This is a genomic window from Actinomyces massiliensis 4401292, assembly GCF_000269805.1.
Lineage (GTDB): Bacteria > Actinomycetota > Actinomycetes > Actinomycetales > Actinomycetaceae > Actinomyces > Actinomyces massiliensis.
The window spans coordinates 536,009-562,323 of sequence record NZ_JH711483.1; the positions used below are offsets into that span (position 1 = coordinate 536,009).

Sequence of the window (26,315 nt, forward strand, 5' to 3'; positions counted from 1 at the left end):
GTCCGAAGGAGAACAAGATGACTGCCAGATCCGCCGCCTCCCGCTCCGCCGCGTCCGATGCTCCTGATGCCGCCGACTCCGAGCCCGTCGAGCCCGTCGAGTCCGACGGCTCGGCGGGGGAGCTGCGCCCGCCCGCCGAGGAGCGCTGGGCCCACGAGCTCGCCGCCCTGGCCGCCGCCGATGCCGACTCCGGAGCCGAGATTCCCGCCGGCTGGCGGCTGTCACCCCGCTCGGTGCGCGCCTTCATCGTCGGTGACGAGGCACTGGGGGTCACCCGCAAGTTCTACGGCGATGACCCCCTGGTCGACCGCGCCGTCGTCACGCTGCTGGGGCGCCAGGGACTCATGCTCGTCGGGGAGCCGGGCACCGCGAAGTCGATGCTCTCCGAACTGCTGAGCGCGGCGGTCTCGGGGATCTCGACCCTGACGATCCAGGGCTCCGCAGGCACGACTGAGGACCACATCCGCTACTCGTGGAACTACGCGCTCCTCATCGCCGAGGGCCCCTCGCGCCGCGCCCTGGTGCCCTCCCCGGTCTACCAGGCCATGGAGTCGGGTCGCCTGGTCCGCTTCGAGGAGATCACCCGCTGCCCACCCGAGATTCAGGACACTCTGGTGTCGGTGCTGTCCGAGAAGCAGCTCATGGTGCCCGAGCTGGGCGACGGCTTCCGCGTCTCGGCATCGCAGGGCTTCAACGTCATCGCCACCGCGAACCTGCGCGACCGCGGCGTCCACGAGATGTCCGCCGCGCTGAAGCGCCGCTTCAACTTCGAGACCGTGCGTCCTCTGACCGATCGGGCCTTCGAGGCCCAGCTCATCACCAGGGCGCTGGAGGCCGAGCTCGGTCCGCAGCGCGCCCCCATGAGTCCGGAGGTGCTCGACGTGCTGGTCACCGCCTTCGCGGACCTGCGCACCGGCTCCACCGCCTCGGGGGTCCCGGTCAAGCGCCCCGATGCGGTCATGTCCACCGCCGAGGCCGTCAACGTCGGCGTGGCCGCCTCCATGAGCGCCCGCTACCTCGGCGACGGCCGCGTTCGCGCCGCCGACATCGCCCGGCAACTCATCGGCGTCGTCCTCAAGGGGGAGGCGGAGGATGCCCGTCGCATGAACTTCTACGTCGACTCCGTGGTGCGCGAGCGTGCCCGCACCTCCGCGCACTGGAAGGACTTCTTCAGCGCTGCGCAGGGGTTGTGGGAGTGAACGTCCGCATGGCGGAAACCGGGGCTTCGGGGGCTTCAGGCGCTTCGGGGGCTTCAGACCCCGCGGCGACGGCCGTGCGATCCGGCTGCGCCCCCGTGGCGTCCGCCACCCCGCTCCCGCCCCGGCTGCGGCGCGCACTGGAGGCTCAGCGCACCTGGGCCGACCGCGGAGTCCACCTCGTCCCGATCCGCCACCACTCGCCGGCCTGCGCCCTGGCCCTGAGCGCGCTCCTGGAGCAGGTGCGGCCCGGAAGAGTCCTCATCGAGGGGCCGGCCGAGTACACACCCCTTCTGCCGGCTCTTCAAGATCCGGCCACCGTCCCCCCGATCGCGGTGCTCTCGCTGACCGGTCGCACCGCCTCCTACTACCCGCTCGCCGAGTTCTCCCCGGAATGGGTCGCCCTGCGCTGGGCCGGCGAGCACGCCGCCGAGGTCGCCTTCATCGACCGCAATCCCGGCTCGCGCGGCACTTCCGCCACTGCCGCCGGGGGAAGCGCCGCCCGCACCCTGCAGGCCGAGTACCACCTGGCCCACTCCACCACCTTGGACGCCCTGGCCAGGCGCCTGGGCTGCCGCGACCACGACGAGGTCTGGGAGCAGCTCTTCGAGAACCGCGGCACATCCGACATCCGCGCCTGGCAGGGCTTCTTCGCCGACACCCTGGCCTGGGCGGCCCTGGCCCGTCTGGACGCCGAGCGGGAGGTCCTCGACGCGGACTCCACCCACGCTCGCGAGGCCGTCATGGCCGCGGCTCTGCGCGAGCGCCTGCCGGAGCCGGAAAGCGGTGGCAGTGGATCCGGCGCCCCGATCGTCGTCGTCACCGGGGCCTTTCACACCATGGCGCTTCTCGACGCTCTCGATTCCACTCCCGAGGCCGCCTGGCTGCCCGAGCCCGAGGCGCGGCCCGACGGGGAGAGCTGGCTCATCCGCTATGACTTCGCCCGCTTGGACTCTCTGCGCGGTTACGGGGCCGGCATGCCCTCCCCGGGTCTGTGGCAGCGCGCCTGGCGCGCCCGCATCTCGCAGTCCTCCGGGAGGGCCGACGCGCCCACCGGCCCGCACGGCTTCGCCACCACGGTGATCCTCGACGTCGTCAACGCTTTGCGCGAGACGGGAGAGCCTCTGGGCACGGCCCAGGCGCGCGTCGCCGTCGAGCAGGCCCTGGGCCTGGCCGCGCTGCGCGGGCGCGCCTGGCCCGGACGCACCGATCTCCTGGACGCCCTGACCAGCTGCCTGGTCAAGGACGACACCGGTCTGTCGGGCAATCTGGGGGCTGCTGTCGCCACTGTCTTCGCCGCCTCCGATCTCGGGCGAGTCCCGGCGGGCACCGCCAGTCCGCCGCTGGTGGCCGAGGTGCGCGCCAGACTCCGCGCCCTGCGCTTCACGCTCGACGATGCCGCGGAGCGCCGCGTCAGCCTGGACACGGCCCGCAAGCCCCGCCACCGCGAGCGCCGCGAGCTGCTCGCCCGCCTGCGCTTCGTCGGGGTGGGCCTGGCCCGCCAGGTCGGTGGCGCCGACCTCGTGGCCGGCACGGGCCTGGGGCAGTTCGTCGAGGAGTGGGCCTACGCCTGGACCCCCATGGTGGAGGCGTCCCTGGTGCGCGCCGCCCAGGAGGCGCCCACTGTCGACATCCTGGTCCGCCTGCGTCTGGCCGAGCGCCTGAGCGGCGAGATCGGAGCCGCCGCCCTCGCCGGGATACTCACCGAGCTCGCGCTCATGGGAATGGACGAGGCCGCGGAGCAGGTGTGCGACGCCCTCGAGGCCGCCTTGACCGACCTGAGCGATCTTGGCGAGCTCGCCGAGGTCCTGCATCGTCTGGTCGCCCTCGTGGAGGGCTCGGGGCGTCTGCGTCTGGACCGTGCCCGCCCCCGATTGCGGATCATGCTTCGCCGGGGCACTGCCGCAGTCGCCCGCCTGGTGGCCGAACTGGCCGGGCTGGCGGATGACGAGGCGGCGGAGGCGGTGGACGCGCTCGTCGCGGTGCGCGACCTGCTCGTTCGACTGGCCCGGGCCGATGACAGCGACGGGGCCAACGAATCCGACGCCCTTGGAGCGTGCGGAACCGCCGAGGTTGTTGATCCCGGACGGGAAGCCGTTCTGCGCGAGATCGACGCCCTGCGCCGTGCCCGGGCCACTGCGCCGGTGCTCGCGGGCTGCGCCACCGGCATTGCCGCGACCATCGGAACCCTGACTCGCCAGGAGGTGACCGCCGCCGTCGTCGCCCGCCTGAATCCTGGGGCGGACCCGGCCGTCCTGGCCGATTTCCTCGTGGGATTGGTGCGCACGTCGCCGGACGTGATCCTTCGCGCCCCCGATACCCTGAGAACGATCACCCGCGTTCTGACCGGCTTGGATGAATCCGGCTTCCTGGCCGTCCTGCCGGATCTGAGACGCGCCTTCACCGCCTTGCGCCCCACCGAGACCCATCGTCTGGCTGAGCAGATCGCCTCGCTGACGGGCGCCGATGCCGCCCGGATCGACGTGGTGTGGAACGTGGACTCCTCCCAGGCGGCGGTGGGGCGGCAGGTCGAGCGGGACCTCGTCGCCTCACTGGTGCGCGACGGCCTGGAGGAGTGGGTGGGCCGATGACGACGCCCTCGGCTCCTCAGGAAGGTTCCGAGTACGGCCCGCAGGCCGATCTGGATCACGATCTGGCCGTGCGCCGCTGGCGCATGGTCCTGGGGCGATACGCGCAGTCCGCTCTGCCCCGCCATCCCGAGGACGCCGATCTGGATGGCACGCTGGGATACCTTTACGACCGCGAGTACACCGAGCGCGGACACCGTCTGAGCGATTCGGGGGCGGCGAATCGGGATGGAGCCGGCCGAGGCGGAGGACTGGAGGCCTCCGCGCTGCGGGCCGTCGACTGGCTGGACGGCGCCCGCCGACTGTTCCCCGCCTCCACCATCGAGCGCCTTGAGCGCGACGCCCTGACCCGCTACGGGCTCAGCGATCTGCTGGCCGACCCCGACGCGGTGGACTCCATTCGAACCAGTCCCGAGCTCGGTGCTGCCCTCCTGCGCATCAAGGGCACGATCTCACCCGCTCTGGCCGATGGGTTGCGGACACTCATCGCCCGCATTGTCGCCGACGTCCTCGAGCGTCTGCGCCGCCCCATGACCACGGCCCTGACGGGCGCGCGTCAGCGCCACCGCCGCAGCCCTCACGCCTCGGCGCGCAACTTCGACTGGCGCCGCACCATTGCCGCGAATCTGGGGCATGCGGATCCGCGGACCGGGCGCCTGCTCGTGGAGGAGGTGCGCTTCATGTCTCGACAGAGGCGCCACAACGTGGCCTGGGACATCATCATCGTGGTCGACCAATCCGCCTCCATGTCCTCCTCCCTCCTGCACAGCGCCGTCATGGCCTCGATCCTGGCCGCTCTGCCGGGCATGTCAGTGCGCCTGATCCTCTTCGACACCTCCGTGGTGGACGTCAGCCATCTGGTCCACGACCCCGTCGAGATCCTCATGACCTCCCAGCTCGGCGGCGGCACGGATATCGCCAATGCCGTCGGCTACGCCGCCGCCCAGGTCACCCAGCCCACCCGGACGGTGCTGGCGCTCGTCAGCGATTTCGAGGAGGGAGGATCGGTCTCCTCCCTTGTGACGCGGGTGCGGGGCCTGGCCGACTCGGGGGTGACCATGCTGGGGCTGGCGTCTTTGACCGACGATGGTGCGCCCTGGTTCGATCGGACGGTCGCCGACAAGCTCGCCGCAGTCGGCATGCGGATCGCGGCGATGACCCCGGACCGCTTCGCCGACTGGCTGGCGGAGGCGACCGCATGAACCGTATGAGTGGCCTGCCCGCCTGGAGCGCGGTCTACGCCGCCTTCGACGACGTCGCCCTGGAGGCCTTGGCCAATCGCGGGCTGGTGCGGCGCGGACGCGCCGAGGTCGCCGCCGGGCGCGTCGGGGTCCAGGAGGCGGGGCGACCGACCGGGAGCGCTAACGAGATGGTCGCTGAATCCGCTGAATCCGCTGAATCCGCTGAGACGCTCACCGTCGCGGTCGGGAGGCCGGCGGTCCCGGTGGTGCTGACGGCCGGTGGCCCGCAGGATGCGCGCTGCCCCTGCCCGGTCGCCGGGGTATGCGTTCATGTGGTTGCGGCCTGCCTGTGGATGCGCGAGGCCGTGGCGGCCGAGGCGTCTGCAGAGCCTGATCCCGGCGGGCCCGCTGCCGCTGTCCCCGGGACCGGCGGCGCGGCTGAGGACGAGCAGTTGGTCGGTCCTTCGGAATCCCGCGCATTCTCGGGGGAGGGCGTCGGTACAGCCGGTACAGCCGATGCGGAAGACGCTGAAGACGCAGAAAATGCAGAAGATGCAGAAGATGCAGCCAACACAGCTGCCGATGGGGATGATGAGGATCCGGTCCTGGCGGAGGTTCTCGCCTGGGAACCGGCCGTCGTCGAGAAGGCTCTCGGTGTGGCCGCACTGCGTCGCGTCACCGCCGCGCTGGCGGGTACCGACCCGGATATCCTCGCCGCCGACACTCTGGTCACCCGCGCACCGGGGCGCCTGAGCGTCACCTGGCCGAACGCTCCCGAGGTGGTCGTCATCGCCGGCCTGGGGCCCAGGGGAATGATCGTCGCCGGCCGCCACGCCCAGGTGACTCATGCCGCCTGGCGTCTCCAGGCCGTTGTGCGTCTCTTCGCCCGGGCGGGCAGGGCCTGGCCCTGGCCGACCCGAAAGATTGTCCTGTCCGCCGATCAGCGCCGATTGCTCGCCTCCGCCGCAGACGCGGTCGAGGGCCTTATCGCCGCCGGTATCTCTCATGCCGGCCCCCGCAGTGCCGATGAGCTCGATCGCCTCGCCCAGGCCGCCCGACTCGAGGAGATCCCGCGTCTGGCCCGGCTCCTGACCTCCACTGCAGCTGCAGTACACGCGGTGGCCCGCCGCGATGATGCGATGGACGAGTCGGCCGCGCTCAGCGCCCTGGCCGCCGCCTGGTCCCTGACACGGGCGCTGGAGACGACCAGCGCCGCTCCCGACCCCGCCCTGCTCGGTCGCGCCGATGCTGAGCGGGTCCAGCCCGGCCTGCTCATGCCGTTGTCGGCCACCTGGTGGCTCGCCCCCTCGGGCAGCCGTGGTCTGACCGCCCGCTTCTGGGACGTGGAGAATTGCCGGCTGGAATCGGTCACCACGGGCCGGGCGGCCGGCACCGACCCGACTTTCCAGCGCGCTGACAACATCCCGCTGGTATGGGGAGCCTCCGTCAGGGCGCTGCTGTCCGGCCCGCTCCGCCTGACGGGGGCCACCCGCCGCACCGATGGCGCTCTCGCCCCGTCCGCCCGCACCACGGTGAGGCACTGCGGTGGTTATGACGATATCGACCTGGCTGCCATCGCCCACGAACTCCGGGCTCTGCAACGCGGCCCCGGAGCCGCGAGCTTCGAGGCTCCGCTCCCACCAGTCAGGCTTCTGCTGCCCGATCCGTCCGGGCTGGGCAGGATCGATCTCGATGAGATCCACCAGCAGTACGTGTGGCCGGTGTGCGACATGGCGGGCGAGGAGCATCTGCTCCGGCTGGTTCCCGACAGTACTGAGGCCGCCCTGATCGCTGCTGTCCTGACTCGCGATCTGCCCGTGGTCGCCATGACCGTGGAGGGAGATCGTCCCGCTGGGATCTATGTGCGCCGCGAGGGCGGCCTGGCTCTGCTGTCACCCTCCATCTCCTCGATCCGAGCGGGCAGGCTCGGCTTCTACCACCGTCTTGCCGAGCGTCTGGAGCGGCTGCGCGCCGAGACTGCTGCGCCGACACCGCCGCCTTCCGTCTCGGGACTGATCGAGTCCTTGTGCGAGGACCTGCACGAGGCCTTGACGGCATTGGCGGCCTCCGGGGCCCTGCGCGCGCAGGGGCGGACCGCGCATGTTCTGACCAGCCGCGCGCGTCGGGCCCGCGAACTCCAGTTGGAGACCCTGGCGGCGGCCCTGACCCGAGTCGAGGACGAGCCCGGGCCGCAGGCGATTCTGCGCGCCTGCGCCGTGGTGGATCGGATTCGGGCGCTGACGCGCTGATCGGGCCGCGCACAGGCGGGCTCCCTCACTGAGTCGGCGCTGGTGCGCGGTTGTACGGGCGAGCAGTGTGCGGCGCCTCAGGCGATGGTGCGGCCGATGCCGATGACTTTGTAGTGGCCGCGCTCGTCGGCGTGCAGGATGAGCCAGGATGCGTAGGTCCGCCTGCCGTACTGATCCGGTTTGGGGTGCAGCCAGGGCTTGGTCGGGTCGTCCGTGGTGACCGGGCAGGCGATCGTGCCCGCTGATACGGCTTGGCCGTTGCCGCTCATGCTGTACGGAGTCCCGTCGGGGCCGGCCAGTTCGCATCCCACGACCCTGCCGCCCGTGGGGAACTGCACGGCTCGCACCGTGGAGGCGGGGTCCTGGCCCAGGCCGAGGTGCTGGTCGAGTTCATTGAGGACTGATTGCTCGACCAGGTCCTCGGCCGTCGCCTCGTCGTCCGAGGCGATGGCGTCGTAGGCGACCTGGACGTCCTGGGTCGCGGGTATCCGAACCGCTCCCGAGGGCAGGCGGTAGAGGACGTCGGCCACCTCGAGGGAGTCCCCGTCCCATTGGGCGGTGACCGTGGCCTCGGCGCCTCCCGCGCACGCATGGCAGGCGGTGTCGCCCGCCACTTTGATGCCGGGCACGCTGTAGATCACGGTGTTGCCCACGGAGCGCAGGTTCTCGATGACCAGGTCCGGGGTCTCGCCGATGTCGTCCTGCATCACATGGTCCACGCTCCCGATGAGCGCCTTGTCGGAGTCGTACACGGCGATCGCGTCGAAGGCCGTATTGCCTCCTCCGTAGCACCTCAGGACGGCGATCATCACCGGCGAGCCGTCGAAGACTCCCGGCTGCAGCGCTCTCATGGTGGCGCTGGGCGGCGCCGCACCCGGGGCGGTCCCGGTGGCCGTGCCGTCGACGAAAGCGGCCAGGGTCTTCCCGGTGGCCGGGTCCTGGGATCCGGCGGACTTGCAGAGGTCGGGGACCTCGAGCGTGGAGTTCTTCAGGTCCTCCTGGTCGGGCGCGGAAGCGGTGGTCGGGGCCGACGACGGCAGAGCGGTGGCGGTGGCGGAGTTCTTGCCGAAGGACAGCAGGGACGCGGTTGAGCCGTTGAAGACCACCAGCGCGTCGCCGGAGGCGGACCAGGAGATCACCGGCCCGGCGACCCGCCACACGGTGCTGCCGTCCACGGGATCGAGGGCCACGATCCCGTCAGGGTGCGCCATGACGATCGCGCCCTGGTGGACCAGCCACCTCGGCGGATCCTGAACGCCCAGGCTGTTGAGCTCCGCGGCGCCCTGGGGCAGTGGAGAGGACCACAACAGGGTGGAGCCGTCGATCGCCGCCATGGTCGTGCCGTCGCTGACCACCCACACCCGGCGGGTCATGGGCATGGCGATGCCGATGAGCGTACGGGGCACCTCAAGGTGGGCCGCCCACACCGGTGCGGCGCCGTTGAGCTCAAGTCCCTTCACCGTCGCTCCGTCGGCGGTGAGAACACCGTCCGGGCTCACGGCCAAGGGCGTCGGGTCGGAGGTTGAGCCGGCGTCGGAGTCGTTCAGTCGCACTGAGCGTGCCGAGCGCGCCGAAGTGGTCGAGGCAGTCGGGGCAGTCGAGGTGGTCGAGGTCGAGCTGGCGGCGGGGGAGCGGCTGCCGTCAGCCGAGGGATCGGGTGAGGCGTCCGGGGCTGAGGTCTGAGAGTCTCCGGAGGATGCCGGACCGGGGACGGAGGCCGACAATGCGCTGGGCTCGGAGGCCCGATTCACGCCGGTTGCCAGGTCGATGCTGAGCAGGTCGCCGCAGTCGAGGACGTCCTGCGCGAGGTCGCAGTTCAGCGCCTGCCCGACGAGTTCGTCCGGCACGGGAGCCTGCCATGCCGGGTAGCCCGATGCCGAGGCGAGGTCGATGCCGACCAGTGCCTCGCGGCCGTCCTGAGCGACGCGCAGTACTCGCGTCTGCCCGGAGGCGAGGACGACGGTCTCTTCTGAGTCCTCTGAGTCCGGGGAGTCCTGGGAGTTCTTACGGCTCTCAGGACCTTCAGGGCCGATGGGGACGGGTGTCGGGCTGTCGCCGAGGTTCGACAGGTCGAGGGCGGCCTGGACGGTCGGCGGCGTCCTGTGGGTCTGGATGCTCCTGGCGCGCACCGCTCCCCAAGCGGTGCCGCCGACGAGGGCGAGCACGATGACCACGGTGACCACGACGACGGCGCCGCCGGTGCGTCCGAACCTGCGCAACCTGTTGAGGGGGCGACGACGAACGCGCGGCGGGGGTGGCGGTGGCGGAATGGGAGGGCCCGGGGAAGCACTGGTGACGGTGGGAGTCGGCGGGGCCGGTGCTGCGGAGGGAGCGGTCTCGTCGGGCGGGGGCGGTGGCGGCTGCGATCCAGTTCCGACGGGCGCTGACGACGGAGACTCGGTGGACATGGGGCAAGCGTAAGACTGTTCCGAGGTTGCCGATGGCGGCGAGGCTCCGGTGGTCCGGTGCTCTGGTGAGCCGCCCGCCGGCGGGCTGCGGGGCGGACGTGCTCGATGCCTGGGAGCTATTTGGGGAGCTCTGGGGGAGCTCTACCCCACGGATGAAGGGCGTTCCGGACAGGTGGGAGGTTATTCTCCGATGAGTTCGATCGGCCTGATCGGGTCGAATTCATGTCGCACCCGCTCCCTACCCTTCATGGGAGCCGCCGTCGCCGGTGGCGAGTCGGCGATGACTGAAGCAAGGAGACCGCCATGACCGATCCCGTTGTCCGTGAGATCCGTGACCTCGTCAATCGAGCGCTGTTGCCGCTCAAGGCGGTTGACGAGGGCCTATACACCTGCGCGGTCGGCTACGTCGTCGAGGGTACGAATCCGGAGGTTCTGCGGGCGGTCGCCTCTTTCGGAGATGATCCGGACAAGTGCCTTCTGCCCGCGAGCCCAGGTGCTTCCTCTCCTCTCTTCGAGCTGGAGGAGGAGCGGTCTGCGCGTCTTCAGGCGGTGGGCATCACGTGGACGATCGAGAAGTATGCGGGGCGCTCGATCGTCGTGCTGCGCGACTCCCTTTACCGCAGCAATGCGGTCGGCTCTGCTCAATGGGTGCGCCTCGGTCGGCTCTTGGACGCCGTTCTTCAGACTGGAGCCAGCCGTGGCGCGCCCGTTCCCGACAGTTCCGACAATTCTGACAAGGTGCCCGGCTGGTTCGGTGCTCTCCTGACCGATGTTGTCTGGACTATTGAGCGAGAGCGGCTTGTTGGTCTCGCCGAGCGACTGGTCGAGGAGCGACCGGCCTGGGATGCCCGACGTCTGGTGTCGCTGCTGGAGGGCGAGGGCGTGGAGGGCGCGGATATTCCTTCCATCCTCTTCCTGGCCTCCTATTCCGACGTCACCGACAGATCATCGTGGGTGAAACATGCGGCACCCGCAGACCTGCCGGGTGTTACCGAGTATCTCACTCGGAATGCGAGTGCCCTGCCCGGTTCTCTCATGCAGGCGCTGAGCCTGGACGAGCAGCGCAATGTGCTTAGGCACATGGCGGCCAGCGCACCGTGGGCAGCTGCGGGAGCCCACCTGATTGCGGTCCTGAGTGTGGGGACTTCCAAGCAGCTGCGCCGGAAGGCGATCGACATGCTCGGCGACCTCGAGCCGGCCGTGAGAGCAGAGGGGCTCGCCCCGGTCCTGGCCAAGGCCCCGGCGTACCGCTCCTCGGAGCTGGTGGAGTTCCTGACCTCGGCCTCCGGCGGTGATGATCTGCTTGTTCAGGCTGCCGCGGTGAATCGAAAACTGGCCGATCTGATCACCCGCACCCGGGCCCGCCATCATGCGATCAGCCCAGGAGCTGAGGAGCCGATTGAGCTGCCGCCTTTCCCGCCTCTGGAGATGGGGCCGAGCGCCGCTCCTATCAAGGCCGAGTTGCGTCCTGTCCTGGAACGCATGGCCAACCGCGCCGATGGGCGCCGGTACTCATGGATTCATGGGCAGATGAGAGAACTTCTCGAGGTCATGGATGACCTCCTGGATGTGCTGGTGTCCGTCGCCGATGGCAAGAGCGATCGGCCTCCCGTGCTCCTGAACCTGTTCAATACCTTCTGGTTCGTCCAGCATGCTCCGAGCCTCACCCTGGCGCATGCGTTGCGGCTCCACGCCGTGGAGAAGAGGGCCTGGTGCTGGCGGACGCTGGAGCACTATGCGGGGTCGCGGACCGATCCTCGGGCCATTGAGGATCTCATGGCGCGCCTGGGCTTGGCCGCCGATGCGGCTGAGCGCCTCGGCGGTTTCCACGGATACATCTTCAATGCCGTTGATCCTGAGGTGTCCTGGCCGTGGTATGCCGAGCACCTCGAAGTGCTGCGCAAATCCCTGACAGACACCGAAACAGCCCCGCGCGCTCTGGAGATCATCGAGGCCTTCCCTCGAATTCCTACCGAACTGCTGCCCGTGATCGCTGAGATCGCCGTGGGCTCCTCAAAGGTGAACCGTCCGCTGGCCCAGGCAGCGCTGCGCTCCCATCCACGTGTGCGCGAGCTGGCCGAGCAGGGTCTTGCCGCCAGAACCGTGGAGGGGCGGGTCTCGGCCGCCGCCTGGGTGGGCTCGTTGGGGCGGGCGGCCTCGGTGCCGGCTGTGCGCACGGCGCTGGCCAAGGAGAAGAAGGAGGTCGTGCGGGCCGCTCTGCTGAGCGCCCTGGGCCGCTGCGGCGGTGATGCCAGGGAGCTCCTGTCCCCTGAAGTGCTGGGGGCCGAGGCTGTCAAAGGCTTGACGGGCGGCATTCCGGCGTCATTGACCTGGTTCGACATGGAGGCGCTGCCGGCCGCGACATGGGCTGACGGATCAAGGGTTGATCCGCGCATTATTCAGTGGTGGGTGGTACTGGCGGACAAGTTGAAGAACCCGTCCGGCCGCGGGCTCATCGACCTGTACCTGTCTCTCCTGGAGCCGGCGGACGCCGCTGCGCTCGCCGCGCATGTGACCCGTTCCTGGATGGTGAAGGACACTCATTTGCCGAGTGCGGCGCATCGGCGGACCTATACGAGTTCGGCCATGGCCGACAAGGGGCTGCTGGCCTTCGCGGTGCGTATGGAGGGCGGCGAGCTGGCGGGGCTGGTGCGCTCCTACATGCGGGACAATCCGAGCCGCCGGGCCCAGTTCGAGGCGCTGGTGCACGCTCTGCATGCCAACTCGAGCCCTGAGGCGCTCCAGGTGCTTCTCAGCATTGCGCGCCGCCACAAGATGTCCAGCGTTCAGCGGACCGCTGAGGCTCTGGCGCAGGAGGTGGCCGAGGAGCGGGGCTGGAGCGCGGAGGAACTGGCGGACCGGACGATCCCGACCGCAGGATTCTCCGACGACGGTCTGCTGCACGTGTCCTACGGTCCGCGTGAGTTCATGGGCCGACTCACCCCGGACTTCAGGATCGAGCTGGCCGATTCCGCCGGGAAGACTCTCAAGTCCCTGCCTGCTGCCCGTTCCGGTGAGGACGGGGACGCGGTCAAGGCGGCGAAGAAGCAGCTGACGGCCGCGCGCAAGGAGGCCAGGGCGGTCCTGACTCTGCAGTCCGGGCGGCTGTATGAGGCCATGTGCGCCGGCCGCACCTGGCCGGTCCCAGAATGGCGCCGTCACCTGGTCTCGCACCCTCTCGTCGGCCGGCTCGTCACTCGGCTCGTGTGGCTCATGATTCCTGCCGATGGCGGCGAGCAGGTGGCCTTCCGCCCCGCCGAGGACGGAGCGCTCATCGGAATCGACGATGCCGAGCTCGACCTGAGCGATGACGCAGCCGTCGCCCTCGCCCACCGCACCGCCGTCAGCGCGGACCAGGCGGCGGCGTGGCAGGCGCACATGGCCGACTACGAAGTGACGCCTCTGTTCGACCAGTTGAGCGCGACCCTCCCGAATACTGCCAGGGGGCAGAAGGTGCTCATCGACCTCCAGGGCCATGTGACAGACACCTTGACTCTCCGGGGTGCGGCAACCACACGCGGCTACCGGCGCGGAGCCGTCATGGACGGGGGCACCTTCGACACATACATCAAGGACTTCGCCTCCGCGAACGTGACCGCGGTCTTGAGTTTCACCGGCTCCTGGGTTCCCGAGGGGAACATGGCCTGCGCCATCATCGGCCTGTCCTTCGCCTGCCAGGGTCAAGAGATTGAGCTCGCCGCCGTGCCGTCCGTGCTGCTGGCCGAGTGCTACGCCGACTACAAGGCCATGGCGGCTCTGGGGCCATTCGACCCTCAATGGCAGAAGAATGCCAGTCCGTGGTGAGGAGACGCGCGGTGGATGTCATGCTGAACCCCTACCGCCCCTGCGGCGATAGTCCTGAGTCCTGTGCGGCGCCCGTTCAAGCTCCGCATCCGGGAGATCGGCAGAAGGTTGGCAGGCGGAATTAACAGATGGACAGGTGGAATGGGGAATGCAGATGACTGACACGACGCCCGCCCGCGAGCTCGTCGGACGTGCGCTCCTGCCCCTGCGCGCCGTCAGCGACGACCTGCATGCCTCCGCCGTCGCCTACGTGCTGGACAGCACCGATCCGCAGGCGCTCCCGCACATCCCGGCGCAGAGCGATGTCCGCAGACTCTTGAACAACCCCGGCAGGATCGAACCGGACGTAGAGCTGAGCGCCCAGATGCGTCGGCGCCTGCACGCGGCCGGCGTAAGTGCTCCGGAAAGGCATGCTGGACCCGAGCCCGGGGAACCCGAGGAAGAGAGCCTTGTGCGCTCTCTGCGAGCCCTGCTCTACCTGCGTGGTTCCCTCACGCCCGAGCAGTGGGAGCGCTTCGGCCGGCTCCTCATCGCCCTCGGCGACGCTCCCAACCGGTGTGCTGCAGGTGTGCCCGAATGGCTGTGCGCGCTACTCAACGACGTCGCCGTGACCGCTGCCTATGCCAGATACATGCTCCCGCCGGGTGAGAGCGAGAAGAGGAGCGCTCAGGAGCTGCGGGAGCGTTGGAGCCCGACGGCGGTCGCGGCTCTGTTTGAGGCCACGGGCGCGCCCGCCGAGCAGGTTCCCGCCGTCATTCTCCTCGCCTGGATCGCCGAGGCGAATGGGGGTTACGTATATGCGTCGGCCGAGGAGCCCAAGTACTGTCTCCCGGGCATCGAGGACTACCTGGCCGCGCACGATGGTCAGATCCCGGCCGACGCACTGACCGCACTGTCCGCCAGGGCGAGGGCGGACATCGCCAAGCGCCTGGGTGCCCACCCGCAGGCCGCTGCGGGCTGCCCACGTTTCCTGGCGATGCTGGCAGTGGATAGCGCCGCCACCGTACGGCGCGCGGCGATCACTGTGCTCGACGAGCTGCCCGCCCGGGCGCGGGATGCTGCCCTGGTCGAGCAGCTTGCCACCACCAGAACGCCACGCCTCAAAGAGGCCGTCACCTGGCTCGCCTCGACGCCAGCGGGCGAGCGGATTCTCGAGGAGGTCGTCGCCGTCAACCCCGCAGCGGCTCGTCTGGCGCGCTCGTTGACCGAACGCCGCGACACGCTCCTGACCAATGCGGAGTCGGATCGGGCTCCCGACGTGCCTCCCTTCGAGTCGGCTCTGGACGTGCCCTCGGCCGCGTCCGCAAAAGCAGTGCTGCGCAGGCGGATCGCTGCCAGAATCCAGGAATTGACGGGCGCCGATGCCCTCTACCTCAAGTCCCAGCGGTACGAGCTGGAGAAGATCACAGACGACATCCTCGACCGCATTGTGGCGATCGCCGACGGCACGAGCGATGAGCCCCTGGGCATCTCCGGTGGTCACGCGATCTGGGACGAGCTGCTCACATGCCCCGAGCTGCGCCTGCTGCACCTGTGCCGGCTCCAGGCCCACGCCGACGACCCGAGCGTCACACGGCTGCTGTACGGCGATGTCGCGCGCCGCCTCGACCCGCGCACCGTCGAACAGGCTCTGCTCGAGGCGGGCATTCCCATCGGCACGGACTTCGTGCAGTGGGTGTGGCAGTGGCACGATCCCGAGCAGATCTGGGCATGGGCGGCCACCCATCCCGACCTGGTCGGTGAGCGCCTGCGCGATACCTCCGATGCGGTCGATGCCCTGAAGGCTCTGGAGTTCTTCCCCGTCCTGCCCGCCCAGCTACTGCCGGCGGTGGCGGACGCGGCCGTGGGCGCCGCGGCCACCAACCGGCGCTTGGCGCAAAGGGTTCTGCGCACCCACCCCGGTGCGCGCGAGCTGGCGGAGCGGTCGCTGACCGGTACCGCCTCCACCCGTGAGGCCGCGGCGCAGTGGCTCGCAGATCTTGCCGACCCGGCGGCGATCCCCGCCCTGCGCAGGGCGGCCGCCAAGGAGAGGACTCCGGCGGCCCGGGCGGCAATCCTGCACGCGCTGGTGGCCTGCGGCGAGGACGCCGGCGATCTGCTGTCACCCGAGGTCTTAGGAGCCGAGGCCGCCAAAGGGCTCAGGAGCAAGCCGCCGGCTTCGCTGGACTGGTTCGACTTCGATGCCCTGCCACCACTGCGGTGGCGCGACGGGGGCGCCGTCACCCCCGAGATCGTGCGCTGGTGGGTGATCATGGCCGACAAGCTCAAAGATCCGAGCGGTCGCGGCCTATGGGAGCTCTACCTGGACCGGCTCGAGCCCGCCGACGCCGCGGCACTTGGCTCTCACATCCTGCAGGCCTGGATCGCGCAGGACACGCGAGGCCTCAGCGAGGACGAGTGCCGCACCCGCGCCCAGACCGCGGGACGCCAGGAGTACGACGCCTGCCAGCGCTACCTCGCCAGAACGAAGGAGCCGGAGTGGCTTGTGGAGCGTGCGCGCCAGGAGGCCGCGGTTCCTCTGGAGGAGCACGTTGCTCGCGCCCTGCGCCACTACCGGGGGCTATTCGTGGGCTCCGCCATTGCCGACAAGGGACTGTTGGCTCTGACCGTGCGCATGGACGGCACTGAACTGGCGGTTGCGGTCTCCGCCTACATGCGTCAGGCGCAGCGTCCCCAAGGCGGGCACCGCGCCCAGCTCGCAGCTCTTCTGGCAGCCTTGGCGGCCAACGGGCATCCCGATGCTCTCGCCCTGCTGCAGGCCACTGCCAGCAGGCACAAGATGCGCACCATTCAGAAGACCGCTGTCGGCCTGGTCGAGCAGGTTGCGCAGTGGCGCGGCTGGAGCGCTGAGGAGCTTGCGGATCGGACCGTTCCCACCGGTGGCCTCGATCCTGACGGCCTGCTGCGCCTGAGCTACGGGGAGCGCGAGTTCACCGGGCGGCTCACTCCCGAGCTCAGGATCGTGCTGACCGATTCCTCCGGGAAGACCCTCAAGACCCTGCCCGAAGCGCGCGTATCCGAGAGCAGTCTCAACGCTGATGCGGCTAAGAAGCAGCTGCGCGCAGCGCGCAAAGACGCTAAATCGGTCCTGACCCTCCAGTCCGCCCGGTTGTATGAGGCCATGTGCGGTGGACGGACCTGGACCGGTGCCGACTGGCGGACGCTGCTGCGCGGACACCCTCTGGTGGGCCGGCTCGTCACTCGGCTCGTGTGGCTCATGGCTCCTCCCGGTGGCGGCGAGCAGGTGGCTTTCCGGCCCGTCGAGGACGGAGCACTGCTGGATGCCGATGACGCCATCGTCGAGCTGAGCGATGAGGCTGTCATCCGCCTGGCTCACGGAACCCTCATGGGCAGCCGGGAAGTAGCCGCATGGCGGAGCCATCTGGCTGACTACGAGGTGGCCCCGCTGTTCGACCAGTTGACCGCCACCGCACCCCGGGTGGAGACGGGCGTGAGTCGGCTCGACGACTTCAGCGGGCGGCAGACCACGGCCCTCGTCCTGAGGCGGGCGGCGACCGGGCGCGGCTACCGGCACGGCCAAACCGTCAGTGGCCCCTGGTTCGTGGACTACACCAAGGACTTCACCTCCCTGGGCCTGACGGCAGTCCTGGGATTCTCCGGTGCGGATCTGCCGGAAGGGGAGACTCGCTGCACCCTGGGCGGTCTGAGCTTCCGTCGCGGTCACCGCGAGACGCTTCCGGCCGAGGTGCCGCCCGCCCTGCTGGCCGAGTGCCATGCCGACTACCGCGCTGTGGCGGATGCGGCCGCGGAGGCCGACCCGAGCCGTCGTCGCAGCGATCCCAGCAATCACAGCGATCCCAGCAATCACAGCGAGCACAGCGGAAAGGTCCCCGCATGAGCCTGTCATCCCGTCCCTGGGGCGTCACCGACCGAATGACGCGTGCCCTGGAAGCCCTGGACGACCTGGACGACGGCCTGCGTCAGGTGGTGAGCGGCTACCTGGTGGATCCGTCGGACTCGCCCACGCCCACCATCGGGGACAGGCTCGCTCTTGTCCGCACCGCTCAGGAGACCCTTCCGAGCGCCCCCGACCTGGTCCTGGTCCTGACTGCGCTCAGTGTCGACCGGGCGCAGGAGGTGCGCCGTGCTGCGGCTCAGGCGCTGGGCGAGGTCGGGTCCGCTGCGCCCTCCACGCCCGATATCTGCCGCCGGGGACTCCTCAACGCACTTCGAGCGAGCCCGCTGATCCGGGCCGACGAGGCGATCACCCTCCTCCTTCACTGCGACGGTGGGGAAGAGAACCTCGTCCGCCTCGGCGCCGAGCGCCCCGACCTGGTGGCGCTCGCCGACGAGCTGCGCGGGCGCGAGAGCATTCTGTCCGCGCTTGCCGAGGACGCGCCGGTCCCTCTCCCGCCCTTCACGCCCTTTCCCGTCACGAGTGCGGCGCCGGCGGCCGATGAGCTGCGCGCGGCCCTGGAGGGACGGGGCGGTGCCGGGTCGCCGAGCCGCTGGGGGCAGGAGTCGGCCATGACGTCGCAGGACATCAGTGATTCGGACCTGGACGGATTCGTCGCCGTGGCCGAGGGGCGTGCCAGTGAGCCGCCCGCATCGATACGCGCTCTCGGAGTCTGGTGGATCGCCCGTGAGGCTCCCAGCCTCGACCTCATCCACCTCACCCGCCTGTTTGCAGCCTGTGGTGAGCGCGTGGAGCGGCACCTCCTGGAGTCTCGTTCGGGCTGTGACACCGATCCGCGCGCCGTCGTGGACGCACTGGAGCGCGGCGGGCTGCCGCTCGACCAGGCTCAGGAGACGACTGCCGATTGGGCCCTGACATGCGCTGAGCCCGAGGTTGCCTGGCCGTGGGTCCTCCAGAGCCCCGAGTCGGTTCTGGAGGCGATGGAGGACTGGTACCTGGCGAGAGCGGTGCTGCGGACCCTCGCCTACGCCCCCACGCTGCCGTCAGTGCTCCTGTCCGCCCTGGCGCAGGCGGCCGTCGGGCGCTCCGAGGGCAACCGCGTCCTCGCCCAGAGGCTGCTCGCCCGGACTCCTGTGGCCGCCGAGCTCGCCCTCCAGGCTCTGGCGAGCCCGCACGCCGCCGTGCGCAGGGCCGGCGCCGCCTGGCTGGCCGACCTGGGTGTCCCCGACGGCGTGGAGCACCTGCGCCGGGCCCGCGCCGGGGAGAAGGACCAGCTTGTGCGCGGTGACATCCTGCGCGCCCTGGTGTCCTACGGCGATGACGTCACCGACCTCGTGTCCGCCGAGGCCCTAGCGGCGCCCGGACGGCGGCCCCGCGCCCTGGCGGCACTGGCCTGGTTCCCCTTCGACGCGCTACCGGTCGTGCGGCTGACCGACGGAACCGTCCTGGACGCCGGTACCGTGCAGCGCTGGGTCCTCCTGGCCCACAACCTGAAGGACCCCGATGGGCGCGGCACGATCGCCGCCTACCTCGACTTGCTCCAACCCGGCGACGCCCGCGAGCTGAGCGCCGTCGTCGTGGGATCCTGGATCGCCCGCAATCGGGAGGTGAAGAAGGGCGAGAGCCTGAAGACCAAGGGCCTGCTCGCCTTCGCCGCGGGGATGGACGGCCCTCGCCTCGCCGCCGATGCGAGGTCGGCCATGCGGCGCAACGCCACCTGGCGGGCCGAATCCGAGGCTGTGCTGACCGCCGTCGCCGCCAACCGGGCGCCCGAGGCCCTGCAGGTGGTGCTCGCCATGGCCGCGAGCCACCGGCTTCCCCGGGTGCGGGACTTCGCCCGGTCGCTGGCCGACGCTGCCGCCGCCGAGCGCGGCTGGAGCCCCGCCGAACTCGGCGACCGCAGCATCCCTACCGTCGGGTTCTCCGACGACGGCCTGCTGCACCTGTCCTACGGGGAACGCGAGTTCCTCGGGCGCCTGAACTCCGAGATGACCATCAGCCTGACCGACGCCGACGGGCGGCTCCGCAAGTCCCTGCCTGCACCCCGCAAGACCGAGGACCGCGAGCGCGTCGCCGAGGCCAAGGCGAGCCTGGCCACGGCGCGCAAGGAGCTGCGCGCCGTTCTGAGCGCCCAGACGCGCCGGCTGTACGAGGCCATGTGCGCTGAACGGACCTGGACGCCGGCCCGGTGGCGCGAGCTGCTGGCCGCCCATCCGATCGCCAGACATCTGGTCACCCGCCTGGTGTGGATGATTGACAGCCAACCCGATGGTGGAAGCGGGTGGCGGGGCGTTCCCGGGACCGGTGCTCCGGATAGCTCCACGGCGCATTCGAGGGTCTTCCGCCCCACTGAGGACGGCGAGCTTCTCGGAGTCGATGACATCGCCCTGGACCTGCCGGATCATGCCGTCATCCGCCTCGCTCACGCCATGCTCCTGACCGATGCCGAGGTGACGTCCTGGCGGGATCATCTGGCCGACTACGAGGTTGAGCCCCTGTTCGATCAGTTCTCGGCTCGTGCCCCTGACGTCACTGCCGGTCAGACCAAGGTCCGGGACGGGGAGGGGCTGCTGATCGACGCCCGTGAGCTGCGCAGGGCGGCCGAGGCCCGCGGCTATGCCCGTTCCTCGAACATCTACCGGTACAGCACGTTCCTCAAGGACTTCCCGGACATGGGCCTGCGCAGCGTCATTGACTTCGCCGGCGCGTACGTCCCCGAAGACGAGATGACCACCACGGGCGCTCTGAGCCTGTGCCGTGGCCGACGGGAGGTGCCCCTGGACCGGGTGCCACCCGTCCTGCTGGCAGAGTGCTATGCGGATTATCGTGCTGTCACGACTGTCATGACTGCCACGCCTGTCGCAGGTGCTGCTGCGGATGTCGGCGCGGAGGCCCCTTTGCGGGGATCGGAGTGTTAGCCGGATCGGTCCCGATTCGACTGCGGGAACGTCCGGTGAGCGGTCTTCACTCGCCTTTGCCTGTTTGCCAGGCTAGCCTTACTTCAATGATCCGTGGCGACCGGGAAGGGAGAGCCGTGACGTACACCAATGAGAGTCGCACGCCGCAGGCCGCCATCGCCTCACGACGCATGGCGCGTCGCCTCCTGTCCGGCGCCGGCTGCGCCTCTCTGACGGCCTATCGGCTCGATGCCGACGCCTCCGCCCAGCTCGTTCTTCACGCGCTTGATGTCACCGGGAGCATCATCGTGGCCGCTCATCCGGCGGCCGATCATCCGATGGCCGAGGTTCCATGTGAGAGCCCGATCGAGGTGCGCCTCGATGTCGCCCTCGAGGCGGCCGAGCCCGGCCTGCGCATCACCACCGCCACCGTCCACCTTCTGGGGGTGCTCACCTGGCTCGATGACATCGAGAGCGATGCCGTCCTGTCCGGCTCAGTGGCGGGGTGCCACTGTGCGATCACGGGGGAGGATCCGTTGACAGAGCTGGCCGAGCTTGCCAGTGCACCGGGCGGGCGCCTGGGCGTCATCGAGACGAGCCGGATCATGGTTCACGACGCCATGGGTGTCAGCGGGCACACCATGGAGGAAGTGCTCGATCCCGAGGCCAAGGGTGTCCGGCCCCTGCTGTGGTCCGCTTTTGAGACCTTCAGCGCGCAGGAGGAGGTCAAGGCCCTGGGAGAGGGTGCACTCGAGGTGCTGTGCGACGGCGTTGAACAGGGCAGTGTTCCCGGGATCACCTGCTCCAGGCGCCCGTCCGATGGATTGTCCGCCTCACTGTGGGGGCGGGTGCTGTGCGTGGACGTCTCTCCTCACACCGTTACGCTGCTGCGGCTGCAGCGCGAGAGCACCGACACCCTGCAGATCTTCCTCCCGGCCGGCACGACCCGCGCCCACGAGGCCGGCCGACAGCTGCGGCGCCTCGTCCAAGACGCACTGGTCGGTGGGCTCCTTCCGTGAGGGTCCGCGCGACTGCGGTGTAAGGGCCATGATCATGATGTGATGGGGAGGCCGCTGCGGGCCTCCCCATCGCTGTATCCCGACCGCTGCGACGCCAGGAGTGCGACCTTGTGCCGCAGGGGTCGCGAGGGGTCGCGCTGCCAGGGCGCTCAGCGAGTCTCGTAGGACAGGCAGGTGGCCGTGTCCGTCCCAATGGTGACGGCGTCGGCGGTGCACATGAGGTCGGTGTTGTGGACGCATTCCAGGCGCTGGCAGGCGCCGACGTGGCCCTCGGCCACCGGCAGGCCGCCGCGGGCGTCAAGACTGACGAAGGTCGAGCAGGCCGGGGCGGCGGAGTCGCCGCCGACTGTGATGGCGAAGGCGGTGCAACCGCCATGGTTGTAGGCGCAGGCAGTGGTGGTACAGGACTTGATGGCGGTGACTGTCGACATGGTGGATGCTCCTTTGAGCGAGGTGCGATCACTGACGTAATTCACGGTAGGGACGGGCTGCGAGGCTGGCAACACACGCTCGTCCAGCCATATGCATGAGGTCTTGAAATGGCGTTATTTCAGTGAAGAAAGCGTTCTCCGTCGACGTGTGGACCGCGGTGTCCGGAGGGTGCGGGCGCGGCCTCTTACATACGTTCGGAATTCGCTTAACAGGTGAGCCGAACCTGCGTGTCGGGGCGTCGGTGCGGTGCGTCGGCGGTGGCGAAGGAGCCGGAGAAGCGGGTCCTCATTACGCCCTGACTGCCCTGCGCACCTACCGCTTGACCACCCCGATCATCTGTGTCACTGTATTAATGCAGTCATACAGACGGTCTGACGAGGCCGTCCGGCTGCGCTCATGAGCTGTGTTTTATCCATGTCTTACCCATGTCCTATCCACCCACTCGAAGGAAGGCCTATGCCGATCGACGACTCGCGTCCGATCTGGATCCAGTTGGTCGATGACTTCCGCATGCGGATCGTCACCGGCATCTGGCCCGCCGGAACCCGGATTCCCAGCGTGCGCGATCTCGCCACGCAGGCCGGAGTCAACCCCAACACCGTTCAACGCGCCCTCGCCGAGCTCGATCGCAGCGGCCTGACCGTTGCCGAGCGCACAGCCGGGCGCTTCGTCACCGCTGATGCCGCGGTGCTCGACGCCGTCCGACGTGAGCTCGCCGTCGGCGCCACGGACACCTTCATCGCCGCTGTCACCGCCATCGGTATGGATCTCGCTCAAGCGGGCGAGACCCTTGCCGAGCGGTGGCCGGCTTCCACCACTGACGAATCAGGAGAGCCCTCATGAGCAGCTCGCTGACGGCGGCGCCGTCGGATGCGCAAAGCTCCGATGCACGCCTCAATACCATTCCGTCCCTGGACGGCGCCCCGCCCCTGGTGACCGTGCGCCACCTGAGCAAGACCTATCGCGGGCGTCCTGCCCTGCGCGATCTGAGCCTGTCGCTGCCCGCCGGACGCATCGTTGGCCTCATGGGCGCCAACGGCTGTGGCAAAACCACTCTGCTGAAGATTCTCGCCGGCGTCCTGGCCGACTACGAGGGTCAGGTGCGCGTCGCCGGGCATGCCCCCGGGCCGCAGTCCAAGGCGCTGGTGTCCTTCCTGCCCGACGCCGACTTCCTGGCCACCAGCCTCACCCCGCCTCGGGCGATCGCTCAGTTCTCCCGGCTCTTCGCCGATTTCGACGCCGCCAAGGCCCGCCGGCTGGTCGATTTCTTCGCTCTGCCCGCCGACCGCTCCATCAAGGAGATGAGCAAGGGCATGGGGGAGAAGCTGCGCATTGCACTGATGATGAGTCGTCGCGCCCGGGTCTACCTGCTCGACGAGCCCATCTCCGGTGTGGACCCGGCCGCCCGCGAGATCGTCCTCGACGGCGTCCTGCGCGACTTCGAATCGGATTCCCTCATGATCATCTCCACTCACCTCATCGCTGACGTCGAGCCGATCGTCGACTCCGTCGTCTTCCTCAAGGACGGTCGCCTGCTCCTGGCCGGCGATGCCGACGATCTGCGTCAGACCCATTCCACGAGCCTGGACGCCCTGTTCCGGAAGGAGTACCGCTGATGCTTCGCACGCTCTTCATTGAGGAGGCCCGCACCCAGTTGGCGCGCAATGCCGCTGTGACAGGGGCTTGCTGCCTTATTCTGCTCGGGTTCCTCGGCATGTGGTGGCTGCTGACCGACGTGCCGGCACTGGCCGGCCTCATGCAGGTGGCATCCATGGTGGTGATCATCGCGATACCGGTCGTCGTCATGGTTCAGGTCGCCGTCGAGTACTGGCAGTCCATGTACGGGCAGCGCGGTTACCTCACCATGGCCGTCCCGGTTCGCGGACGGGTGCACTTCGCGGCCAAGGCCCTTTACGCCTGCGTAGTGGTGCTGGTCGAGGGCGTGATCTGCCTGGGCGGTCTCATCGCCTGGTTCGCCGTGTTCGCGCACAGCATCGACTCCACCACCAGCGACGTCCTCCGGCCGGTGCTCTGGGCCATTGAGACGGCCGGAGCGGGCAAGACGACCCTGTTCATCCTGCTGGTCCTCATCGGGCTCTTCTCGCTTGTCATCGAGGTCGGTGCCGTGATGAGTATCGGTGGGCAGGGCCGTTTCAACCACCTCGGGTTCGGGGCGCCCATGGTCGGGCTCGTCCTGCTCTACGCGGTCAATCAGGTGCTTGCCCTGATTGCCGTTCTCTTCGTGCCGCTCAGCATGGATGTCACCACCGGCGATTTCACGAGCCAGATGATGTGGCCGCAGTTCCTTGAGGCGCTTCGAACCGGCGCCCAGCCGTCGGTGATCGGTGTCGGGTCCGTGGCCATCGGGCCGGTGCTGGCGGGAGTGCTGACCTGGTGGGCGGTGCGCGCGATCGAGCAGCACACCTCCCTGCGCTGAGGCGGGGGGCGTGATGCGCCGGTCCGGCATCGGTTCTTCTGCTGATGCCGGACCGGCGCATCACCCGTGCGGCTGCGCCTATCCTTCGCGCTGGCAGGCAGGGGATCGTCGGCTGAACACTCTTGTCTTGCGACGCGCAGCTCAGGCCACGGTGGCCTGAGCAAGGACTCGGTCGCCGGAGTCGCCGCCGTAGACGACGACGGACTGGCCGGCCGCCAAGCCGCGTAGAGGTTGATGCAGCCGCGCCTGCAGCGTCCCGGTACCGGGGGTGACGACGACGTCGGCGGGCACGGGGCGGCCATGGGCGCGCACCTGCACGGTCACGTCCGGCCAGCCGACCTCGCCGTCGTCGAGCGGGGCGGGCTCGGCCAGGAGGATCAGGCCGTCGCCGTCAATGCTTCTGCGCTTGAGCAGTTCTTCGGGGCCGACGACGACTTCATTGGTGGCGGGTCGGGTCTCGATGACGTAGCGGGGCCGTCCGTCGGGGGCCGGGCGGGTCAGGCCCAGGCCCTTGCGCTGGCCGACTGTGAAGCCGAAGTAGCCGTCGTGGGTTCCGAGGACGTCGCCGTCGGGGGAGACCAGGGCTCCTTCGTGAACGCCGAGACTGCGGGTGAGGAATCCGCGGGTGTCGCCGTCGGCGACGAAGCAGATGTCGTAGGAGTCGGGCTTGGAGGCCACCGGGAGGCCGCGGCGCTCGGCTTCGGCGCGTACATCCGCCTTGGAGGGGGCGTCGCCGAGAGGGAAGAGGGCCCGGGACAGGCCCTCGCGGCCGGAGACCGCCAGGACGTAGGACTGATCCTTGGCCGCGTCGGCCGCACGGCGCAGCGTCAGGCCGGTGGTCTCGCCGGGGCGGCTGGAGGCGGCGCCGCCGGTCAGGCGGGCGTAGTGGCCGGTGGCGACGGCGTCGAAGCCGAGGGCCAGGCCGCGCTCCAGGAGGGCGTCGAACTTGACCCGCTCGTTGCAGCGCACGCAGGGGTTGGGGGTGCGACCGGCGCGGTATTCGTCGAGGAAGTCGGCGACGACGCGCTCCTCGAACTGCTCGGACAAGTCCCACACGTAGAAGGGAATGCCGAGGATTTCGGCGGCCCAGCGGGCATCGGCGGAGTCCTCAATGGAGCAGCAGCCGCGCGAGCCCGAGCGTGTCTGGGCGCGATTGCGGGTGAGGGCCATGTGCACCCCGACGACGTCGTGTCCGGCGTCCACGGCGCGCGCAGCGGCGACGGCGGAGTCCACTCCGCCGGACAGTGCCGCGAGCACGCGCATGGGGGCTCCTGTGGTTCTGGGATGGGTAGTTGGGTAGATGGCGCACGCAGACTACCGCGATGTAGGTGACTACGGTCAAAAGGAGGTGCGGGGTCTGGGGAGAAGGGTAAATGTTGCCGTGTAATCACGGTGAGCAGATCAATAGATGTTTCGGTTTTTAATTTTGAGGGTTATTCATGTTTTTATTTGTGGGGGGTGTTAGGTATTCATAGATATATTTCTTCTTCTGAGAAAGTCGTCTTCTGTTCGGGTAGGATTAATGGCCGAGTATGCGAAACTTGCGGCATGCCGATCGAATCATCCCATGCGAGTTGGGGTAAATCGCTGATACAGATATGTCCACTCACCCTCATGCAGATCATCCCCGCTACGCGGGGCTAACACGTCCGTCGTCTGCGGGTGTCCACACCGGAGCGGATCATCCCCGCTTACGCGGGGCTAACTCGGCGGCGATCAGGTCCACCAGCTCAGGCTTGGGATCATCCCCGCTTACGCGGGGTTAACGCCGTAGGCCATGGTTTTCTCCTCTGTCGGCCAGGATCATCCCCGCTTACGCGGGGTTAACCTCCGCCTCCGCGGCAGCGCGGGCAGCCCGCTCGGATCATCCCCGCTTACGCGGGGTTAACACTCCTGCGCCGGAGGAGCTTCATGAGGACGCAGGATCATCCCCGCTTACGCGGGGTTAACATCAAACAGTCCCAACCCAAGCAAAAGACACAGGGATCATCCCCGCTTACGCGGGGTTAACGTTCCAGTGCGGGTTGTGTGAAAAACGGATAGAGGATCATCCCCGCTTACGCGGGGTTAACCTCGTGTGTGGCGTAAACGGGCCAGACTGCGTCGGATCATCCCCGCTTACGCGGGGTTAACGACGGGCCGGACTCAGTCCGGTGGGAAGCGGAGGGATCATCCCCGCTTACGCGGGGTTAACCCATTGTCTAGCACCTCCAGGGTCACCGAAGCC

Annotated in this window: 14 protein-coding genes and 1 CRISPR repeat array; of the genes, 11 read left to right on the forward strand and 3 right to left on the reverse strand. The window is 69.1% G+C overall.

Translation table 11 applies throughout. The features are described 5' to 3' along the window. Window positions 1–17 precede the first annotated feature (17 nt). The 4 genes from W5W_RS0113965 (at window position 18) to W5W_RS15145 (ending at window position 7,214) form a co-directional block, all read left to right on the forward strand. Window positions 18–1,199, forward strand: coding sequence for an ATP-binding protein (locus W5W_RS0113965; protein WP_017195854.1), 1,182 nt, complete (start codon window positions 18–20; stop codon window positions 1,197–1,199). Between the two features lie 95 nt (window positions 1,200–1,294). After that, complete coding sequence (locus W5W_RS0113970; RefSeq protein ID WP_238533366.1) at window positions 1,295–3,787, forward strand: DUF5682 family protein; 2,493 nt, start codon at window positions 1,295–1,297, stop codon at window positions 3,785–3,787. Further along, window positions 3,784–4,986 carry a VWA domain-containing protein gene (locus W5W_RS0113975; protein ID WP_017195856.1) on the forward strand — a complete coding sequence of 401 codons (1,203 nt, stop codon included), beginning with the start codon at window positions 3,784–3,786 and terminating at the stop codon, window positions 4,984–4,986. Before W5W_RS0113970 ends, W5W_RS0113975 begins: the two co-directional genes overlap by 4 nt. After that, the gene (locus W5W_RS15145) at window positions 4,983–7,214 is read left to right on the forward strand and encodes a hypothetical protein (RefSeq protein ID WP_193760094.1); all 2,232 of its coding nucleotides are present in this window, start codon (window positions 4,983–4,985) and stop codon (window positions 7,212–7,214) included. The genes W5W_RS0113975 and W5W_RS15145 overlap by 4 nt, the downstream gene beginning before the upstream one ends. Window positions 7,215–7,291: 77 nt before the next feature. Here W5W_RS15145 and W5W_RS0113985 read toward each other — a convergent pair whose 3' ends face one another. Beyond that, window positions 7,292–9,622 (reverse strand): PQQ-like beta-propeller repeat protein, encoded by a 2,331-nt coding sequence (locus W5W_RS0113985; RefSeq protein ID WP_238533367.1) that lies wholly within the window; start codon window positions 9,620–9,622, stop codon window positions 7,292–7,294. Window positions 9,623–9,925: 303 nt separating this feature from the next. On the opposite strand from W5W_RS0113985, the gene W5W_RS0113990 reads away from it, so the two are divergent. The 4 genes from W5W_RS0113990 (at window position 9,926) to W5W_RS15150 (ending at window position 21,219) form a co-directional block, all read left to right on the forward strand. Continuing rightward, a complete protein-coding gene (locus W5W_RS0113990) occupies window positions 9,926–13,426 on the forward strand; it encodes a DUF4132 domain-containing protein (RefSeq protein WP_017195858.1) in 3,501 nt (1,166 codons plus the stop codon). A 154-nt stretch (window positions 13,427–13,580) separates the two neighbouring features. Then, entirely contained in the window at window positions 13,581–17,285 is a 3,705-nt protein-coding gene (locus W5W_RS0113995; protein ID WP_238533368.1) for a DUF4132 domain-containing protein, read from the forward strand. Continuing rightward, window positions 17,282–20,221 (forward strand): DUF4132 domain-containing protein, encoded by a 2,940-nt coding sequence (locus W5W_RS0114000; protein ID WP_034499144.1) that lies wholly within the window; start codon window positions 17,282–17,284, stop codon window positions 20,219–20,221. Before W5W_RS0113995 ends, W5W_RS0114000 begins: the two co-directional genes overlap by 4 nt. Window positions 20,222–20,337: 116 nt before the next feature. Then, on the forward strand, window positions 20,338–21,219 hold the full coding sequence (locus tag W5W_RS15150; RefSeq protein WP_017195861.1) for a hypothetical protein: 882 nt from the start codon (window positions 20,338–20,340) through the stop codon (window positions 21,217–21,219). Between the two features lie 149 nt (window positions 21,220–21,368). Here W5W_RS15150 and W5W_RS0114020 read toward each other — a convergent pair whose 3' ends face one another. After that, window positions 21,369–21,650 (reverse strand): DUF1540 domain-containing protein, encoded by a 282-nt coding sequence (locus W5W_RS0114020; RefSeq protein WP_017195862.1) that lies wholly within the window; start codon window positions 21,648–21,650, stop codon window positions 21,369–21,371. 457 nt (window positions 21,651–22,107) lie between these two features. Between W5W_RS0114020 and W5W_RS0114025 the strand changes: the two genes are divergently transcribed. From W5W_RS0114025 to W5W_RS0114035, 3 genes are read left to right on the forward strand one after another with little or no spacing between them, the layout of a single operon-like run. After that, a complete protein-coding gene (locus W5W_RS0114025; RefSeq protein WP_008731344.1) occupies window positions 22,108–22,494 on the forward strand; it encodes a GntR family transcriptional regulator in 387 nt (128 codons plus the stop codon). Beyond that, window positions 22,491–23,267 carry an ABC transporter ATP-binding protein gene (locus W5W_RS0114030; RefSeq protein ID WP_017195863.1) on the forward strand — a complete coding sequence of 259 codons (777 nt, stop codon included), beginning with the start codon at window positions 22,491–22,493 and terminating at the stop codon, window positions 23,265–23,267. Before W5W_RS0114025 ends, W5W_RS0114030 begins: the two co-directional genes overlap by 4 nt. Next, window positions 23,267–24,088, forward strand: a complete 822-nt coding sequence (locus tag W5W_RS0114035; RefSeq protein ID WP_008731347.1) for a hypothetical protein — start codon at window positions 23,267–23,269, stop codon at window positions 24,086–24,088. Before W5W_RS0114030 ends, W5W_RS0114035 begins: the two co-directional genes overlap by 1 nt. 141 nt (window positions 24,089–24,229) lie before the next feature. Here W5W_RS0114035 and mnmA read toward each other — a convergent pair whose 3' ends face one another. Then, the gene (gene mnmA, locus W5W_RS0114040; protein ID WP_017195864.1) at window positions 24,230–25,351 is read right to left on the reverse strand and encodes a tRNA 2-thiouridine(34) synthase MnmA; all 1,122 of its coding nucleotides are present in this window, start codon (window positions 25,349–25,351) and stop codon (window positions 24,230–24,232) included. A 415-nt stretch (window positions 25,352–25,766) separates the two neighbouring features. After that, window positions 25,767–26,282: direct repeats of the CRISPR family, unit length 28 nt; unit sequence GGATCATCCCCGCTTACGCGGGGTTAAC. Window positions 26,283–26,315 lie beyond the last annotated feature (33 nt).